Origin of the sequence: Bradyrhizobium sp. C-145 (assembly GCF_023375135.1) — a bacterium.
GTDB lineage: Bacteria > Pseudomonadota > Alphaproteobacteria > Rhizobiales > Xanthobacteraceae > Bradyrhizobium > Bradyrhizobium zhanjiangense.
In genome coordinates, this window is the sequence record NZ_CP088150.1 from 106,753 (window position 1) to 123,281 (window position 16,529).

15 protein-coding genes are annotated in these 16,529 nt (G+C 65.3%); 9 read left to right on the forward strand and 6 right to left on the reverse strand.

Annotated elements, in window-relative coordinates; all coding sequences use genetic code 11:
• Positions 1-105 precede the first annotated feature (105 nt).
• Together LRP30_RS00505 and LRP30_RS00510 are read right to left on the reverse strand one after the other, a co-directional pair.
• Entirely contained in the window at positions 106-1,647 is a 1,542-nt protein-coding gene (locus LRP30_RS00505; RefSeq protein ID WP_249759011.1) for an alkaline phosphatase D family protein, read from the reverse strand.
• Between the two features lie 185 nt (positions 1,648-1,832).
• Positions 1,833-3,278, reverse strand: coding sequence for a TAXI family TRAP transporter solute-binding subunit (locus LRP30_RS00510; protein WP_249759012.1), 1,446 nt, complete (start codon positions 3,276-3,278; stop codon positions 1,833-1,835).
• Between the two features lie 151 nt (positions 3,279-3,429).
• On the opposite strand from LRP30_RS00510, the gene LRP30_RS00515 reads away from it, so the two are divergent.
• Together LRP30_RS00515 and LRP30_RS00520 are read left to right on the forward strand one after the other, a co-directional pair.
• Positions 3,430-3,720, forward strand: coding sequence for a 4a-hydroxytetrahydrobiopterin dehydratase (locus LRP30_RS00515; RefSeq protein ID WP_128930588.1), 291 nt, complete (start codon positions 3,430-3,432; stop codon positions 3,718-3,720).
• A 122-nt stretch (positions 3,721-3,842) separates the two neighbouring features.
• A complete protein-coding gene (locus LRP30_RS00520) occupies positions 3,843-4,220 on the forward strand; it encodes a YkvA family protein (protein ID WP_164940047.1) in 378 nt (125 codons plus the stop codon).
• Between the two features lie 62 nt (positions 4,221-4,282).
• Here LRP30_RS00520 and LRP30_RS00525 read toward each other — a convergent pair whose 3' ends face one another.
• From LRP30_RS00525 to LRP30_RS00535, 3 genes are all read right to left on the reverse strand, one after another.
• A complete protein-coding gene (locus LRP30_RS00525; RefSeq protein ID WP_128942167.1) occupies positions 4,283-5,440 on the reverse strand; it encodes a TAXI family TRAP transporter solute-binding subunit in 1,158 nt (385 codons plus the stop codon).
• Between the two features lie 23 nt (positions 5,441-5,463).
• Positions 5,464-6,324, reverse strand: a complete 861-nt coding sequence (locus LRP30_RS00530; RefSeq protein WP_249759013.1) for a hypothetical protein — start codon at positions 6,322-6,324, stop codon at positions 5,464-5,466.
• Between the two features lie 397 nt (positions 6,325-6,721).
• Positions 6,722-7,696, reverse strand: coding sequence for an NADPH:quinone oxidoreductase family protein (locus tag LRP30_RS00535; protein WP_249759014.1), 975 nt, complete (start codon positions 7,694-7,696; stop codon positions 6,722-6,724).
• A 218-nt stretch (positions 7,697-7,914) separates the two neighbouring features.
• On the opposite strand from LRP30_RS00535, the gene LRP30_RS00540 reads away from it, so the two are divergent.
• The 7 genes from LRP30_RS00540 to argG all read left to right on the forward strand — a co-directional run bounded on the left by LRP30_RS00540 (position 7,915) and on the right by argG (position 14,125).
• Entirely contained in the window at positions 7,915-8,754 is an 840-nt protein-coding gene (locus LRP30_RS00540; protein WP_249759015.1) for an SDR family oxidoreductase, read from the forward strand.
• Between the two features lie 116 nt (positions 8,755-8,870).
• Positions 8,871-9,521, forward strand: coding sequence for an invasion associated locus B family protein (locus LRP30_RS00545; RefSeq protein ID WP_249759016.1), 651 nt, complete (start codon positions 8,871-8,873; stop codon positions 9,519-9,521).
• Positions 9,522-9,701: 180 nt separating this feature from the next.
• A complete protein-coding gene (rlmN, locus tag LRP30_RS00550) occupies positions 9,702-10,895 on the forward strand; it encodes a 23S rRNA (adenine(2503)-C(2))-methyltransferase RlmN (RefSeq protein ID WP_128944628.1) in 1,194 nt (397 codons plus the stop codon).
• A gap of 135 nt (positions 10,896-11,030) precedes the next feature.
• Positions 11,031-11,528, forward strand: a complete 498-nt coding sequence (locus LRP30_RS00555; protein WP_249761974.1) for a hypothetical protein — start codon at positions 11,031-11,033, stop codon at positions 11,526-11,528.
• A gap of 18 nt (positions 11,529-11,546) precedes the next feature.
• Complete coding sequence (locus tag LRP30_RS00560) at positions 11,547-11,846, forward strand: hypothetical protein (RefSeq protein WP_249759017.1); 300 nt, start codon at positions 11,547-11,549, stop codon at positions 11,844-11,846.
• 59 nt (positions 11,847-11,905) lie between these two features.
• A complete protein-coding gene (locus tag LRP30_RS00565; protein WP_249759018.1) occupies positions 11,906-12,682 on the forward strand; it encodes a phosphatase PAP2 family protein in 777 nt (258 codons plus the stop codon).
• Between the two features lie 105 nt (positions 12,683-12,787).
• Positions 12,788-14,125, forward strand: coding sequence for an argininosuccinate synthase (gene argG, locus LRP30_RS00570; protein WP_091882904.1), 1,338 nt, complete (start codon positions 12,788-12,790; stop codon positions 14,123-14,125).
• A gap of 183 nt (positions 14,126-14,308) precedes the next feature.
• Here argG and LRP30_RS00575 read toward each other — a convergent pair whose 3' ends face one another.
• Positions 14,309-16,453 (reverse strand): OmpA family protein, encoded by a 2,145-nt coding sequence (locus LRP30_RS00575; protein WP_249759019.1) that lies wholly within the window; start codon positions 16,451-16,453, stop codon positions 14,309-14,311.
• Positions 16,454-16,529 lie beyond the last annotated feature (76 nt).

Consider the following 16,529-nt stretch of genomic DNA (forward strand, 5'->3'; position numbering starts at 1 on the left):
GAGCATAGCACGATCACGTTCAAAATAGTGCGCCGTGCATTCTTGTGTCCTCTCCTTACGGGAGAGGTGAACATCGATTCCACCAAATTCATCCTGCTCTAGCCATTAGGCCTGTTTCGGATCGAGCGTGGTCGACCACAGCGCGACGTCGGCGCGGTCGCGCAGTGTCACCGTCATCTGGCCGGAAGCGCCGTCGATCTTAACGTGACCGAAGAACTGCATGCCGGCTGACGGCGGCAGATTCTGGTTGTCCTTGCCCGGTGCCTTGACGAAGCGGACCTCGGGTCCAAAGGTGTTGTCGAGCGCGTTCGGACCGAACGTGCCCGCATGCAGCGGACCCGAGACGAATTCCCAGAACGGCTCGAAATCCTGGAATTGCGCCTTGTTCGGATCGTAATAATGCGCGGCGGCGTAGTGCACGTCCGCGGTCAGCCATACCGTGTTGCTGATCGGCGCCATCTTGATGAAGCGCAGGATGTCCGCGATCTCGAGCTCGCGGCCGCGCACCGGGCCGTCGCCTTGCGCGACTGCCTCCGAGCCACCCTTCGGTGTGTCCGATACGATCAGGCTGATCGGCATGTCGGAGGCGATCACCTTCCAGGTCGCACGCGAATTCAAAAGACTGCGCTTGAGCCAGGCGATCTGGTCGGGTCCGAGGAAGTAGCTGGCCGGTCCGTAAGCGGTATCGAGATTGGCGCCGTTCGGGCCGCGATAGCTGCGCTCGTCGAGCACGAACACGTCGAGATGCGGACCGTAAGCGATCTGGCGATAGACCCGGCCCGGCTCAATGATGCTCTCGCGCATCGGATACATTTCGTGGAAGGCGCGAGCCGCGCGCGCGGCGAGCAGCGCGATGTTGCGCTCCTTGTAGGTCGCCGGCAGCTCCTTCGAGAGCGACCAGTTGTTGGTCACTTCGTGGTCGTCCCACTGCACGAAGATCGGCACTTCCGCATTGAAGGCACGGAGATTGTCGTCGGTCAGATTGTATTTGTGCGCGGCGCGGAACTCGTCCAGCGTTTCGGCGACCTTGGCCTTTTCTGGGATCGTGACGTTCTTCCAGATCTTGCCGTCGGTGAGCTTCACCTCGGATTGGATCGGACTATCGGCGTAGATCGTATCGCCCGAGTGCAGGAAGAAATCCGGGCGGTGCTTGCGCATCGCGGCGAAGGTGAACATGCCGCCGTCGTCGGGGTTGATGCCCCAGCCCTGGCCGGCGACATCGCCACCCCAGACGAAGCTGACGTCGCGGCGGTCGGCCGGCGCGGTGCGGAAGCGGCCGGTCACCGGCTCGCCCTCGACCGCGCTGTGCGAGAGATCGCGGAAGCGGACGCGATAAAAGATGTCCTGTCCGCCCGGCAGGTTCTCGATCAGCATTTTTGCGGTGAAGTCGCTCTCGGGCAGCGCCGCGATCGGCGGCAGCGCGCGGGCATCCCTGAACGATTCCGTCGTCGCCACCTCGATCAGCATCTGCGCCGGCCGGTCGGTGCGCGCCCAGACCACGCCGCCGTCGACGGTGACGTCGCCCGATTGCACGCCGTGGGTGACTGCAGGTCGGTCGGCCGCGCGCGACAGGTAAGGCATCGCGACCGCGCCAAGCGCGCCGGCGCTGGTGGTGAGGAAACGGCGGCGGGAGAATTTGATGTTCATGGAGGATGATTTCGAACTGGGGTCACGGGAAGACTCGTCATTCCGGAGCGCGCCATCAGGCGCGAGTCCGGAATCCATTTCCCGTCGCGGATGCGGTGCGATGGATTCCGGGCTCGCGCGTTGCGCGCCCCTGAATGATGTGAACCTATATTGAGACAATGTGACGCAGCAATAACGTGCAGGCGCTACGCGTTGCCGGCGGCTCTGAACTGCGCGCCCGCGCGTTGCAGGTTCTGTGGCAAGCTGAACAGCACGGCCTTGCGGTCGGCAACGGCGGCGTGGAACTGGTCGAGTGCGATGTTGAAGGCGGTGAGCGCAGCTTCCTCGACCGCGCCGTGATCGAAGCAGCGCAGCGTATCGCGCAAAATCTCGTCGGCCTCGGTTTGCATCTGATCGAGCTCCTCGGTGGTCTCGCTCTTGCGTGCTGCTGCGATCATGTCGAGCACGCGGTCGCGCAGATGGCTGTTGTTGTCGCGCTCGTCCTTCTTCAGATAGCCCGCAAACCAGGCGCCGATCGAGCCCATGGCGGAGAGCGCCATCAGGCTCCACCAGATGTAATCGCTGTATTTGTCGAGAAAGGTCTTTTCCTCGCCGTCGACGAAGGCGGCGGCGCCGGGATGCACGGGGATCACTGCATCCTTGTCGGTGTCGGGTGTCTCGATCTTCGCTGCCAGCGGGAATTCCGCCACCAGTTGCTGGCGCACGGCGAAAAGCTGGCGCGTGAATGCCGCGATGGTGGTTTCGGACACACCTTTGCGCGCCACGATGTGGTGCGCGAAGCTGATCGTCTTGACCTCTTCGTCCGGACGATCGGGTGAGCCGCCGTAAGTGCCTGCGGGAATCTCCGAGGATTCGTAGACCGGATGGTTCTGCGCGATCGCGTCGGCGGAATCGATGGCGAGGAAGGTCGGCGTGCCGCCCTCCCTGACCGATGCCGCGATCGCGTCCCCCGTGATCTTGCTGTTGACGGGACCGGCCGCGAGGTAGATGTCGGCTTTCTGCGCCTTGATCGCCTCGGCAACCTCGTTGGCCGGGAATTGCACGATCTCGACCTTGGCGGGATCGACGCCGTATTGCTGGAGAATCACCTTGAGCAGATTGACATTGGCCTGGGTGCGGCCGATGACGCCGATGCGATGGCCGGCGAGCTGTGCGATCTTGGTGATCTTGGCGCCCTTCTTCTTGCCCTTGCCCGGGACGGACCACAGCACCACGACGTTCTTGCGCAGCGTCGCGACCGCCTGTGCGTTCTTCGGCACATCGAGGTCGCCGCGCACGATGGCAAGATCGACCTTGCCTTCCGCGAGGGCATTGGCGCTGGCGGTGGCGCCGTCGGTCTGGATCGGGCGCAGCCGCACCTGGCTCTTGTTCTGGGTGAAAGCCTGAGTCAGCGCCTGCACGACCTTGACGTCATCGCTGTTGGCGGGACCAACCGCGATCTTCAGCGTCACCGGCCGCATCGCGAAGTAGTAACCGCCGGCGAGCGCACCGACGATCGCAAGCACGAGCGCCAGAGACACGAGCGCGGTCTTCCGCGCCGCGGATCGCGGCGAAGGCGGAGAGGGCGTTTCGGCCAGGTTCAATCCCCCGGTCATCGATCTCCCAAACAGGCGCTTGAGGCTCAGTTTCATCTTGGCCGGCGATTTACGCCGGCAATTGTAGCAAATTTCTTGTCCGGAGGGGTTACATCTCCGTCATGGTTAGCGGATGGACGAAATCCCGCATGAACCGAGCCGCCGGCACGGTGTTAGGGTAAAGTTCCCCTGAATGACGGAGGCGATCATGGCAGAGCGGCTATCGGCGGAGGCGCGCAAGCAGGCGCTGGGCGGCATACCGGGCTGGGGCGAGATTTCCGGCCGCGACGCCATCGGGAAGACCTTTGTCTTCAAGGATTTCAACCAGGCCTTCGGCTTCATGACCCGCGCGGCGCTGGTCGCGGAGAAGATGGATCACCATCCCGAATGGCGCAACGTCTACAAGACGGTGGAGGTGGTGCTGTCGACCCATGACGCCGGCGGCGTCACCGCGCGCGACATCGAGCTGGCCAAGGCGATGAACGCCATCGCCGGCTGACAGCTGGCTGACACTTGACTGACACTTGGCTGACGTCTTGCAGGCCGCGAGCTCATCCCCATCTTGTGATCAGCAGGCAACGCGGCGATCCGCCGCTCCGCCTGAACGGGGAGTTTTCGAGCATGGCTGCCGAACACAGCGTCGGCTTTGAGCCCGCCGATCGGCTCGCGCAAGACCGGGAGGGCGTTCGCCGCCGCTTCTGGCGCAAGCTGAAGCGCGTCGCCGCGCAACTGCCGTTCGCCGAAGACCTGCTCGCCGCCTATTACTGCGCCTTCGACCGGCAGACGCCGCGCCATGTTCAGGCCTCGCTGCTCGGCGCGATCGCCTATTTCATCCTGCCATTCGACTTCGTCGCTGATGTGATGCCGGTCCTCGGTTTCGCCGATGATGCCGCCGTGCTCGCCACCGCCATCCGCATGGTCGCCGGCCACATCACGAACGAGCACCGCGAGGCTGCCCGTGCCGCACTGAAGCGCGGTGTGGAAGAGGCGGAGGAGTAAGCGTTGTTGACAGCGCGCCGCCGCCATATCCTCCGGCGACACCGAGAGGAGTGACGGCGCCACTACTTCTTTTCCCCCGCCCGCGCGTTCGCTGCGTCCCAAGCCTGGAATTGCTTGAACAGCGCTTCCTTGTCCGCATCGGATACCTGCGCGGCCGCCGGGCTCTGCTTCAGGAACGCTTCGAAGCGCTGGCGCGTCACCGGCTCGACGCCGTGCTTGTCGAGCCATTGCTGCGCCACCGGCAATCTGTTCCAGCCCGACAGCGGCGCCGCGAGCGAGACCTCCTTCCACTTGGGATGGAACGGCGGGTTCTGCAGCGACGGAAATTTCGTGAAGAACGCGTCCACGAACAACGCAAGCTTGCGATAGCGCTCGGTGTTGGGTGCCCAATTGTAAGCCGCAAGCACCGCAGGGACTGCAATGGTGTCCACGCTCTCGCCTTCCTTGATCAGGTTCGGATAGTCCTTGGCGGTCAGCGTTGCCGGCAGATAGTCGCTCTGGAGCGGCTTTGCATAGTCGACCTTTGCGAGATGGAAGCGGCCGTCATTGCCGAAGGTCGAGACCGACTTGTACGGCTTGCCGCCGACCACGATGACGGCGTCGATCTCGCCGGCCTTCAGCTTCTCCATCGCGATGCGCTGCTCGACATAGACGAATTTCGCTTTGATGCCGAGCCGCTCGAACACGGTGAGCGCCGTGACGAAGGTACCGCCGTTCGGCAGGTCCACGCTCACCGTCTTGCCTTCGAGGTCTTTGAGTGTCGCGACCGATCTCGGCGCGATCACCTGCATCTCCTCATTGTAGAGCTTCGTGACATAGGTGAACTGCTTCTTGATGTCCTTGGCAAAACCCTTGCGCTCGAGATAGTCGAGCGTGTCGGCGCGCACGATGCCGAGATCGACACCTTGCAGGAACAAGATGTCGGCGACGCTCTGCACCGAGCCGCGGCCGACGATCGGCAGCACGCGGATCTTGTTGCCGTCGTCGAGCACGGAAGCGAGGTCGGCGCCGAATTGCACATAGGTGCCGCCGATCGTGCCGGTGATCAGCGTCACCGTGTTGGCGTTCAACGCCTGCTTGGTCGAGCTCGAGCCGAACTGGAAGATGGCCTTCAGGCCGTCCGAGACCTTGGCCGGATCGTACTCGGTCTGGTCAGCGCGTGCCGCAAAGGCACAGATCGTCATGATGGCGGCAAGCGCCATTCCCAAAGCGTTACGCATGATGTCCTCTAAAAATTAAATTACTAGTTCTGAAGCTGGACAAGGCGCTGCCGCGCCTCCGTCGATCCGAGTGCCGCGGCCTTCTGGTACCACTCGCGCGCGGCGGTCGCGTCGGCGGCGATGCGCCGCGCGTCGCTGGTGCCCAGCACGGCCGGGTCATAGGTTTGAGCCAGCAGGAACGCCGCCGTGGCATCCTGTGCATTGGCCGCGCGTTCGAGCAGCAGGCGGGCTGCAGAAATGTCGCCAACCCCCAACAGGCTCTTCGCGCGCGTCATCAGCCCGGCCAGGGTGTCGGCGTCGAGCGTCTTGGCGGGCTGAGAGGGCGCAGGCGGCGGCGCGACGGGCGCGGGCAGAGGCGCAGGCGTCTGGGCTTGCAGCGCGGTCTGATAGGCGGTCGCGATCGCTTCGCGGCTCGGCGTTGACGGTGCAGGGAGATCCTGCGCGTCAGCGCTCGCCAGCCTTGCGTCGGTCACGTGCGCCGGATCCTTGCGCGGGCTCTGCGGTACGGCCAGCGCGTTGGCCGAGGCCACCACCTGCTCCAGCGCGGCACCCACCGAGCCACCGGCATCGAAGATGCCGCGAAGGTCGGACTGAAACAGCGCGGCCAGAACTGCCAGGGTGGATGCGACGAGAACGGCTGCCAGAACGCCCGCAAGAACACGCGGGACAATTCTGACCCGGGGACGCAATTCCAGCGGGGTATATTCGTCCGGGTCCGGGGCACCGAGCGGATCGGACAGGAACAGTGGTATTGGATCGTCCGGCGACAGATCGAGCCGTGCGGCGCGCGCACGGATATAGGATGCGGTGGACGGATGTGATGCGGCTTGATCGGAATCGACTGCCCTCGATTCCCTGGACGCACGGAAGGCCGTCGTCTCCATGGTGATGCTCCCCAAGACTGACACGACGCGGGGCATACCGGTTTCAGTTTTTTTGTTGTTGTCCAGGAGCGCCCAGCAAACTGGAACCGGTAAATCGCAGTTTGAATCAGTCCAAAAAGCGACGGCGATTGGGGCGAATCGGGAAAAATTTGGGTTTGATTCGGGCGAGGTTGCGGAATGCACCGCAATTTTGCCAGCTGTGGTTGAGGAGACCTTACCAAGTGGCGACGTGCGAGCGGAGTGCCATCAACTCAGCTGTCATGCCCAGGCTTTGACCGTTGCATCTAGTACGCTGCGGCCTGTCGATTAATCGCAATTGTCTCGGAGTACTGATCGCCCGGTCAAGCCGGGCGATGACAGTTGAGTGTGTCGAAACAGCCTCGTGATGACACTGTCATCACGGGTGCAAAATCACCTTTCCCATCGCCTGACGTCCCGCGAGCACCTTCAACGCGTCCGCGGTCTGGGCCAGTGGGAAGGTGCGGTCGACATGCGATGAGATCTTGCCTTCGGCCGTCCACTTCACGAGCTTCTCCAGATTGGCGCGGTTCTTGGCCGGGTTGAGCCGGGTCCAGGCACCCCAGAACACGCCGCGGATGTCGCAGCCCTTCAGCAGTGCGAGGTTCAGCGGCATCTTCGGAATGTCGCCGGCGGCAAAGCCGATCACGAGGAAGCGGCCTTCCCAGGCGATCGAGCGCAGCGCCTGCTCGGCATAGGCGCCGCCCACGGGATCGAAGATGATGTCGACGCCTTTGCCATCGGTGAGCTTGCGCAAGCCTTCCTTCAAGTCTTCCTTGGCGTAATTGAGCGTCAGCTCTGCGCCGTGCGCCCTGGCGAATTCGAGCTTCTCGTCCGACGAAGCGCAGGCAATCACCTTCAGGCCCATCAGCTTGCCGAGCTCGCAGGCAGCAAGGCCCGTGCCGCCGGCTGCGCCCAGCACTGCGAGCGTCTCGCCCGGCTTCGGGCTCGCGCGATCCTCCAGCGCATGCAGCGCGGTGCCGTAAATGATGATGATGCCGGCGGCGCGATCATAATCGAGATTGTCCGGAATCTTCACGATCGATGCTACCGGCAGCGCGATCTTCTCGCGTGCGCCGTTGTGGCCGCAGGAGGCGACGACGCGATCGCCAACCTTCAGGTCAGTCACGCCAGCGCCGATGCTCTCGATCACGCCGGCGACTTCGGCGGCCGGCGAGAACGGGAACGGCGGCTTGATCTGATACTTGCCCTGGATCATCAGGATGTCGAAGAAGTTCAACGCCGCCGCCTTGATCGCGATCACGGCTTCGCTGGGCCCTGCCACCGGATCCGGCACGTCGGCCAGAACGAGATCGTCGGGCTGGCAATATTGCGAGCAGAGGATGGCTTTCATGGCGGCACCTGGGCGTTTCGAGTGAAATTATGGTTGGCCCGGTTTTGCCGGATTTAGGCACGGGCGACAATCCGGTTTCTTTGCCAAAGCGACGCGCCGACCTATCCTCACGTCATTGCGAGCGCCGCGAAGCAATCCAGGGTCCGTGCGGCGGAAATAGTCTGGATTGCTTCGCTGTGCTCGCAATGACGGAGCGAGAAGGAAAGAGGATTCAAACGATGTTTGAAACAAGCCTGCTCAAGGACAAACGCATCCTCGTCACTGGCGGCGGCTCGGGCCTCGGCGCTGCGATGGGCCGTCGCTTCCTCGCGCTCGGCGCCGAGCTCGTGATCTGCGGCCGCAAGCTCGATCGGCTCGAGGCGACGGCGAGTGAGATGCGCGAAGAGACCGGCGGCAAGGTCACGACCATCGCCTGCGATATCCGCGACGGTGCCGCCGTCGACAACATGATGGACACCATCTGGCGCGAAGCGCCGCTCGATATCCTCGTCAACAACGCCGCCGCGACCTTCATCGCGCAGAGCGAGCATCTCTCCTTTCGCGCGGCGGACGCGATCCTCGCGCCCACACTGCACGGCGCGATGTATTGCACGCTCGCCGCCGGCAGGCGCTGGATCGAGGGCAAGCATGGCGGCGTCGTGCTCTCGATCCTCTCGACCTCGACCATCACCGGCCGCGCCTTCACCGTGCCCTCGGCGATGGCGAAGTCGGCGGTGCTGGCGATGACCAAAAGTCTCGCCGTGGAATGGGGGACTAAGGGCATCCGCACCGTCGCCATCGCGCCCGGACCGTTCCCGACCGCCGGCGCCTCCGGGCAGCTCCGCCCCGAGGGCCGCGACGAAGGCTGGACCGCGCGCAACCCGCTCGGCCGCACCGGCGAGCACGGCGAACTTGCCGATCTCGCCAGCTTCCTGATCTCGGACCGTGCCGGCTACATCAACGGCGAGATGGTGGTGATCGACGGCGGCGCGCATTTGCGCAGTTCCGGCGCCGAGGACCTGCTCGGCTGGAGCGAGGCGCAGTGGGCCGCTCAGCGCGCCGCGCGATCCAGGGCCTAGTGCTGACCAACCTGCTAACTACCTTCCCAAATTGGGACTTTCCCGGCTATCCCTGCCCGGGGACAAAACGCGGCCGGGCCATCTTCCAGTCACAATATTGAGGGAACCACTCCAGCATGTGGCGGGTGCTAGCTTTCGTTTTGATGATCGGCATGATGACGTGCGGGATCGCCGATCTCGCGCGGGCGCAGACGGCGCCGAAGGCGACACCGAAACCGGCTGCGCCGGCGGCCAGTACGACCGCCAACACCCACGCAAAGACGGCTGCAAAGCCAGAGAGCAAACCGGCCGCCCCGACCGCGGCGGTTGCGGGCGGCGCGGAACCAACCCTGATCGGCCAGTTCGGCACCTGGGGCGCCTATTCGGCCACGCCCAACGGCAAGAAGGTCTGCTTCGCGCTGGCCAAGCCCTCGTCGTCGAAGACCAACCCGCCGAACCGGCCGCGCGATCCCGCCTATGCGTTCGTGTCGACCCGGCCGGCCGAGAAGGTCAATAACGAAGTCTCGGTCATGATCGGCTATGCGCTGAAACCAGGCTCGGAATCGACAGTCGAGGTCGGCGGCGCTGCTTTCGCCATGTATACGCAGGGCGACGGCCTCTGGATCAAGAACGCGGCCGAGGAGGAGCGGATGGTCGAAGCCATGCGCAAATCCGCCGATCTCGTGGTCAAGGGCGTCTCGGCCAAGGGCACCGAGACAACCGACACCTTCTCGCTGAAGGGCCTCGCCCAGGCGCTCGATAAGATCGCCCAGGACTGCAGGCGGTAAAGCTGCGGGCGATAAGGTCGCAATCGGCTGTTCCGGTTGCTATATAGGGGTTATCCCAAAGGTGCTGCCGTCATGGCCGGGCTTGTCCCGGCCATCCACGCGCTGGCTCCGGGCGGGAAAGAACGTGGATGCCCGGGACAAGCCCGGGCATGACGAGACAGCAGCAATCTCAGGCAACCGATGACCGAGCCGCACAACGCAACATTGGTGGAGAAGACTCCGCTCGAAACCTATGTGCCGCCGGCAAAACCGTCGCTGATCGGTCTGTCGCGCACCGAGCTTGCCGATCGTCTCGGCGAGATCGGCGTCGCGCCGGCACAGCGCAAGATGCGCGTGCAGCAGCTATGGCACTGGCTCTATTTTCGCGGCGCCCAGAGCTTTGACGAGATGACCTCGATCTCGAAGGGCATTCGCGCCGAGCTCGCGCAGCATTTCACCGTCGACCGGCCCGAGGTCGTGGCCGAGCAGATCTCCAACGACGGCACGCGCAAATGGCTGCTGCGGCTGCCGAGCGGCGACAATGTCGAGAAGGCGCATGAAGTCGAGTGCGTCTACATCCCCGAGACCGATCGCGGCACGCTCTGCGTCTCCTCGCAGGTCGGCTGCACGCTGAACTGCGCCTTCTGTCACACCGGCACGCAGCGCCTCGTGCGCAACCTCACCGCCGGCGAGATCGTGGGACAGGTGATGGTCGCGCGGGATCGCCTGAATGATTGGGCCGATCGCGAGGACGGCACGCGCCGCGTCACCAACATCGTGATGATGGGCATGGGCGAGCCGCTTTACAATTTCGACGCGGTGCGCGATGCGCTGCTCATCGTCGGCGACAACGAAGGCATCGGCATCTCCCGCCGCCGCATCACGCTGTCGACCTCGGGCGTGGTGCCGAACATCGTCCGCGCCGGCGAGGAGATCGGCGTGATGCTGGCGATCTCGCTGCACGCGGTGCGCGACGAGCTGCGCAACGAGCTCGTGCCGCTCAACCGCAAATATCCGATCAAGGAGCTGCTGCAGGCCTGCCGCGACTATCCCGGTGCCTCGAACGCGCGCCGCATCACCTTCGAATACGTGATGCTCAAGGGCGTCAATGATTCGCTCGATGACGCGAAGCTGCTGGTGAAGCTCCTCAAGGGCATTCCGGCCAAGATCAACCTGATCCCGTTCAATCCCTGGCCCGGCACGGCCTATGAGTGCTCGGATTGGGATCAGATCGAAAAATTCTCCGAATACATCTTCAATGCCGGCTATTCCTCGCCGGTGCGCACCCCGCGCGGCCGCGACATTCTAGCCGCCTGCGGCCAGCTCAAGTCGGAGACGGAAAAGCTCTCGGCCAGGGAACGCCAGGCGCTGCGCGCCATGGCGATGACGGACTAGCCGGATCATGCTCGCGCTCTCGCATCCTCGTCATTGCGAGGAGCGTAGCGACGAAGCAATCCAGACTGTCTCCCCGAACGCATCTCTGGATTGCTTCGCATCGCTCGCAATGACGGTCACGATGGCTTTGGCGTCATGTCCCTGATCGGCCGCCTCGTCGTCATCTTCATCGGCTTCCTCGCCGCCTGTTTCGTCGGCGGCATGATCGTCGTCGTCGCGCTGCTGTTTCCGGAGTTCGCTGATCTCGGCGCAGGTCCCGTCGATCAGGGCACGATCGACATCCTGCTCGGTTTCGGCTTCATCTTCGTCTCGGGCTTTGCCTTGGTGCCGGCTGCGGTGATCGTCGCGATCACTGAAGCGCTCTACATCCGCAGCGCGCTCGCTTATGCTGTCGGCGGCGGCCTTGTCGGGCTCGCCTGCTATCTCGGCCTCGTTCCCTTTCATGCCGACACGTTGCAGTTCGAGGGCATCGTGCGGCGGCATCTGGAGATCATGACCGGCGCCGGCATCGTCGCCGGCGTGGTCTACTGGTTGATCGCCGGCCGCAACGCCGGCGCCTGGCGCGATCCGCCGCCCCCGCGCCGGCCGCCCCCGCCGCTGCCGTCGCAGTCGCAGTCGCGATCATCCAATTAGAGCATTATGGAGATCAATATGGAGGAGGTCTGGACCGCTCCTTGGTATGCCATCATCGACAAGCATGTCTGCAAGGCTTGGGAAGACGAGCTTCGCAAGGAGATTGGTCCGGAACATCCACTCTGGAATTGCGGCCTGCGGCTAATTGCTCGCCGTGATGATCGCGACGATGCCATTTTTCTCGTCGGTGACGGGCGAGTTGCTGAAGTGCATTTGACTTGGAGTGGCAAGCCCGAGCGCAGCCCATGGCCGCGAATGGCCATCTTCGCGAATATGGGTCAATGGCGTGCGGCAAGGTCAGCAAGCGATGAAACATAGCGCGGGCACCTTGTCGCCGGGCCTTTCCATAGGGCGCCCACTCCGCTAAACCGCGCGCCATGAACCGGACTGGACTCTTCATCGCCCTGGCGCTGTGGCTCGTGATCGGCCTCGTCTTCGGCCTCTATCCCGAGCTCGATCTCAAGCTCGCCTCGCTGTTCTTCGATCCCCAGACCAAGACCTTCCCGCTCAAGCTGAACGGCTGGGCCAGCTTCGCGCGTGACGCGGCGATGTGGGTCGCCTGGGCCTTTGCATTGCCATCGCTCGTCGCGCTCGTGGTCAAGATGCTCCGGCCCGACCGGCCGCTGATGGTGTCGGGGCGCGCGATCATTTTTCTGCTGGTGACGCTGACCATGTCGGCCGGCATTCTGACCAACCTGACCTTCAAGACCTATTGGGGACGTCCGCGTCCGGTGGTGGTGACGGAATTTGCCGGCGACCAGCAGTTCGTGCCGTGGTGGGATCCGCGCGGCGGCTGCGCGCGCAACTGCTCGTTCTTCTCGGGCGAGGGCGCGACCGCGTTCTGGACGCTGGCGCCTGCCGCGCTCGCCCCGCCGGCCTGGCGGCCGCTCGCCTATGCCGGAGCGGTTATCTTCGGCGCTGTGACCAGCGGGCTGCGTATGGCCTTCGGCGGACATTTCTTCACCGATGTGGCGATTGCCGGGCTCGTCAGTTTCGTGGTGATCTGGTTTGCCTACGCGCTGATTTACCGCTGGCCGCGGACGCGGTTTTCCGACGCGGCGGTCGACGCCGCGCTGACCCGGCTGAACTGGCCCGCCTACCAGCTCCGCCAGCGCCTGTTCGGCCGCAAGACGGGTCCCGAGCCGTCGATTTGAGCCACGATTTGAGCCATTAAATGGGTGCCGAGGCGTGCGAAATTTGATATTCGCGCGGTCGAATTCGCCCTGTCATCAGCCCCTTGTGACCCGATTGGAAGCGCCATGACCACGATCCTGAAAAGCCTGCCCAAGGGAGAGAAAGTCGGCATCGCTTTTTCGGGCGGGCTCGACACCAGCGCGGCGCTGCTCTGGATGAAGCAGAAGGGCGCGCGCTGCTACGCCTACACTGCCAATCTCGGCCAGCCGGATGAAGCCGACTACAACGAGATCCCGCGCAAGGCGCAGGAATTCGGCGCCGAGAAGGCCCGGCTCGTCGATTGCCGCACGCAGCTCGTCCACGAAGGCATCGCCGCGATCCAGTCGGGCGCCTTCCACATCTCGACCGGCGGCATCACCTATTTCAACACCACCCCGCTCGGCCGCGCCGTCACCGGCACGATGCTGGTCGCGGCGATGAAGGAAGACGGCGTCAACATCTGGGGCGACGGCTCGACCTTCAAGGGCAACGACATTGAGCGCTTCTACCGCTACGGCCTGCTCACCAATCCCGGCCTGAAGATCTACAAGCCCTGGCTCGACCAGCAGTTCATCGACGAGCTCGGCGGCCGCGCCGAGATGTCGGCGTTCATGACGGCGCAAGGCTTCGCCTACAAGATGAGCGCCGAGAAGGCGTATTCGACCGACAGCAATCTGCTCGGCGCCACGCACGAAGCCAAGGATCTCGAGAGCCTCGACAGCGGCATCAAGATCGTCAACCCGATCATGGGCGTGCCGTTCTGGCGCGACGACTGTGCCGTCAAGGCCGAGAAGGTCGTGGTGCGTTTCGAGGAAGGCCAGCCGGTTGCGCTCAACGGCCAGACCTTCTCTGATCCCGTCGCGCTGTTCCTCGAAGCCAATGCGATCGGCGGACGCCACGGCCTCGGCATGAGCGATCAGATCGAGAACCGCATCATTGAGGCGAAGAGCCGCGGCATCTATGAGGCACCCGGCATGGCGCTGCTGCACATCGCCTATGAGCGCCTCGTCACCGGCATCCACAACGAGGACACCATCGAGCAGTACCGCATCAGCGGCATGCGCCTCGGCCGTTTGCTGTATCAGGGCCGCTGGTTCGACTCGCAGGCCCTGATGCTACGCGAGACCGCGCAGCGCTGGGTCGCGCGCGCCGTCACCGGCGAGGTCACGCTGGAGCTGCGCCGCGGCAACGACTATTCGATCCTCAACACCGAGAGCCCCAACCTCACCTATGCGCCGGAGCGGCTCAGCATGGAGAAGGTCGAGGACGCCGCCTTCACGCCGGCCGACCGCATCGGCCAGCTCACCATGCGCAATCTCGACATCGCCGACACCCGCACCAAGCTGAAGCTCTACAGCGACACCGGCCTGCTTTCGGGCAGCGAAGGCTCGCAGATCTTCCGGCTGGAGAGCGACAAGGGTTGACGCCGTAGGGTGGGCAAAGCGAAGCGTGCCCACCATCGTCCCACAATTGCCGTGGTGGTGGGCACGGCGCTAGTGCGCCTTTGCCCACCCTACGAGTTCGCGCCGTGCCGCAACCTCGCGCGCGATTACTCAAAACAAAAATGGCCGGGATCGCTCCCGGCCATTTGCGTTTGTGGTCCCGTCTCAGCGCGGCGGCGCGGTGCCGGGCGGGGGCGGCGGCAGCGAGGCCTGGCCGCCGTTGAGCAGCGGCGTGATGCGGCGGATGGTGACGCGCCGGTTGATCAGGCTCGGCCCCTGCGTCTGCTCCTTCAGGTACTGCTCGCCGTAGCCCTGCGACGTCAGGTTCTCCGCGGGTACATTGAACTGCTGCGTCAGCAATTCGGCCGCAGACTGCGCACGGCGGTCCGACAGCGACAGATTGTCGACGTCGTTGCCGACCGCGTCGGTATGTCCCTCGATCAGGAAAACCTCGCGCGGGTTGCGCTGGATCGCCTGGTTGAGGCCGTCGGCGATCACTTGCAGCCGGGCCGCCTGGTCCGGCGGGATGGTCCACGATCCCGTCTCGAAGTTGATCGTGTTGACGTCGATGCTCGGCATCTGCATGCGAACATTGGGGCTGTAGCGGATCTCGTCGAGCGAATAACGCCGTTCGATCCGCTGCACCGGCGGTGCCTGCATGGTCGCGTAGATCACGTCCGGCGACGCCTCCTCGGCATCGACGATGTAGCGATCATAGGGAATGTTCACGACCGGCGGCGGCACGTCGACATAGAAGCCGCCGACCGCGCGCGGATCGCGGTAGCTGTTGTCGATGATGACGATCTCGCGCCCGCCGGGATCCCTGCGGATTCGCCGCAGCAGCGAACCGTCTGCACCGACCACAGTGATCACCTCGCTGCCGTCGGGACGGACCACGACAGTGCGGGTCTCGCCGCCGACAGTGTCGGTGCGGATGTCGCGGGCACCGTAGCGGAAGCGATAGAGATCGTTGCCGCGGACATAGGCCTGCCCACCCGGATCGCGGATGATGATGCGGTCCGGTTCGGTGTAGACGGTGCGGCCGCCTTCGACGACCTCGCGGCGCTGGTTGTGGAGGTCGGCGATGGTGGCGCCGATCACGGCGCCAGCCACCACGCCTGCACCGACCGCGAGCGGCGTCAGGTCACGCTGCGGCGGACGCGGCGGTGGCGGCAAGGGTGCTGCGACCGTCGGTGCGGCCCGGAAGGCTGGCGCAACCGTGGGCGGAGCGTACTGCGCCCGGTTCGGCGGCGGCGCTGCGGCCGGCGTGCCGGGCACGACGGTCGGTGCTGCTGCGCCGGCTGGAGCCGGAGGCCGAGGCGGGAGGCCGCCGGCCTGGGGCGGCGCAGCCGGAGTTCCGGCAGCGGGCGCGCCCGCAGGCGGCGTCCCACCCTGAGGGCCAGGGGTCGGCGTCGCGCCCGGGGTTGCGCCGGGAGCAGGCGTCGGTGCTGCACCGGGACGTCCGGGCGGCGGCGTCGGCGTGCCGCCACCTGGTGCCGGCGTGGCCGTTGGAGCCGGCGACGGTGATCCTGCAGCCGGAGGCGTGCCGGGACGTCCGCCGGGCGACGGCGCGCCCGGGCGGCCCGGCGGCGGAGCCGCGGGCGTGCTGCCGGGGGCGGGGGTCGCAGTCGGCGCGGGAGTCGGTGTCGGTGTGGTCGCCGGGGCAGGAGCGCCCGGACGAGCCGTGGGCGCTGCTGCCGGTGCAGGGGGTGTCGCCGTGGGCGCAGGCGCGGGCCGCCCTGCGGGACCCGCTGCCGGGGGCGGCGGCGTCGGAGTTGGGCGAGCCGCAGGCGGCGGTGGTGTGGGCGCGTGTTGCTGCGGAGCCGCGGCCGGCGGCGAAGGCTGCTTCGCGGCAGGCGGCGGGGGTGGCGGCGTGGGAGACGGACGCGCTGCAGGCGGTGCCGGAGGAGGCGGCGTCGGCGCATGCTGCTGCGGGGCCGCAGCCGGCGGCGGTGAAGGCTGCTTCGGTGCGGCAGGCGGCGGAGGTGGCGGCGGCGGAGCCGGACGGGCCGCAGGTGGAGGCGACGGCGGTGGCGGCGTTGCCGGGCGCGGCGGTGCGGCCGCCGGCGGAGGCGCGGCGGGCGGATGCGGCGGTGCAGCCGCTGGCGGCGGTGTGGTCGGGCGCGCGGGCGGCGCGGCCGCTGGCGGTCCCTTCGGCGGCTGCTTCGGTTTTCCGTCAGGGCCCGTCTCTTGTGGCTGGGCCTGTGCGACGACGAGCGGCGGCGCACTTTGCGCATGCGATGCGGAGCTTGCGAATTGCATCGCGGTCAGAGCCGTCGTTGCAAGCAGCACGAAACGAAGGTTGGTCATGGTGGTGAACTTCCCCGGGAAGGTTCTTTGACGAAGTGTTGGGATGAACAGCTACGCGTTAGGCCGGAATGTGGCG

Coding starts and splice junctions, on each gene's coding strand:
- LRP30_RS00505 (WP_249759011.1), bottom strand. CDS start 1,647: ATGAACATCAAATTCTCCCGCCGCCGTTTCCTCACCACCAGCGCCGGC.
- LRP30_RS00545 (WP_249759016.1), top strand. CDS start 8,871: ATGTGGCGGGTGCTAGCTTTCGTTTTGATGATCGGCATGATGACGTGC.
- rlmN (WP_128944628.1), top strand. CDS start 9,702: ATGACCGAGCCGCACAACGCAACATTGGTGGAGAAGACTCCGCTCGAA.
- LRP30_RS00575 (WP_249759019.1), bottom strand. CDS start 16,453: ATGACCAACCTTCGTTTCGTGCTGCTTGCAACGACGGCTCTGACCGCG.
- LRP30_RS00510 (WP_249759012.1), bottom strand. CDS start 3,278: ATGAAACTGAGCCTCAAGCGCCTGTTTGGGAGATCGATGACCGGGGGA.
- LRP30_RS00515 (WP_128930588.1), top strand. CDS start 3,430: ATGGCAGAGCGGCTATCGGCGGAGGCGCGCAAGCAGGCGCTGGGCGGC.
- LRP30_RS00540 (WP_249759015.1), top strand. CDS start 7,915: ATGTTTGAAACAAGCCTGCTCAAGGACAAACGCATCCTCGTCACTGGC.
- LRP30_RS00560 (WP_249759017.1), top strand. CDS start 11,547: ATGGAGGAGGTCTGGACCGCTCCTTGGTATGCCATCATCGACAAGCAT.
- LRP30_RS00525 (WP_128942167.1), bottom strand. CDS start 5,440: ATGCGTAACGCTTTGGGAATGGCGCTTGCCGCCATCATGACGATCTGT.
- LRP30_RS00530 (WP_249759013.1), bottom strand. CDS start 6,324: ATGGAGACGACGGCCTTCCGTGCGTCCAGGGAATCGAGGGCAGTCGAT.
- LRP30_RS00555 (WP_249761974.1), top strand. CDS start 11,031: ATGTCCCTGATCGGCCGCCTCGTCGTCATCTTCATCGGCTTCCTCGCC.
- LRP30_RS00535 (WP_249759014.1), bottom strand. CDS start 7,696: ATGAAAGCCATCCTCTGCTCGCAATATTGCCAGCCCGACGATCTCGTT.
- LRP30_RS00520 (WP_164940047.1), top strand. CDS start 3,843: ATGGCTGCCGAACACAGCGTCGGCTTTGAGCCCGCCGATCGGCTCGCG.
- argG (WP_091882904.1), top strand. CDS start 12,788: ATGACCACGATCCTGAAAAGCCTGCCCAAGGGAGAGAAAGTCGGCATC.
- LRP30_RS00565 (WP_249759018.1), top strand. CDS start 11,906: ATGAACCGGACTGGACTCTTCATCGCCCTGGCGCTGTGGCTCGTGATC.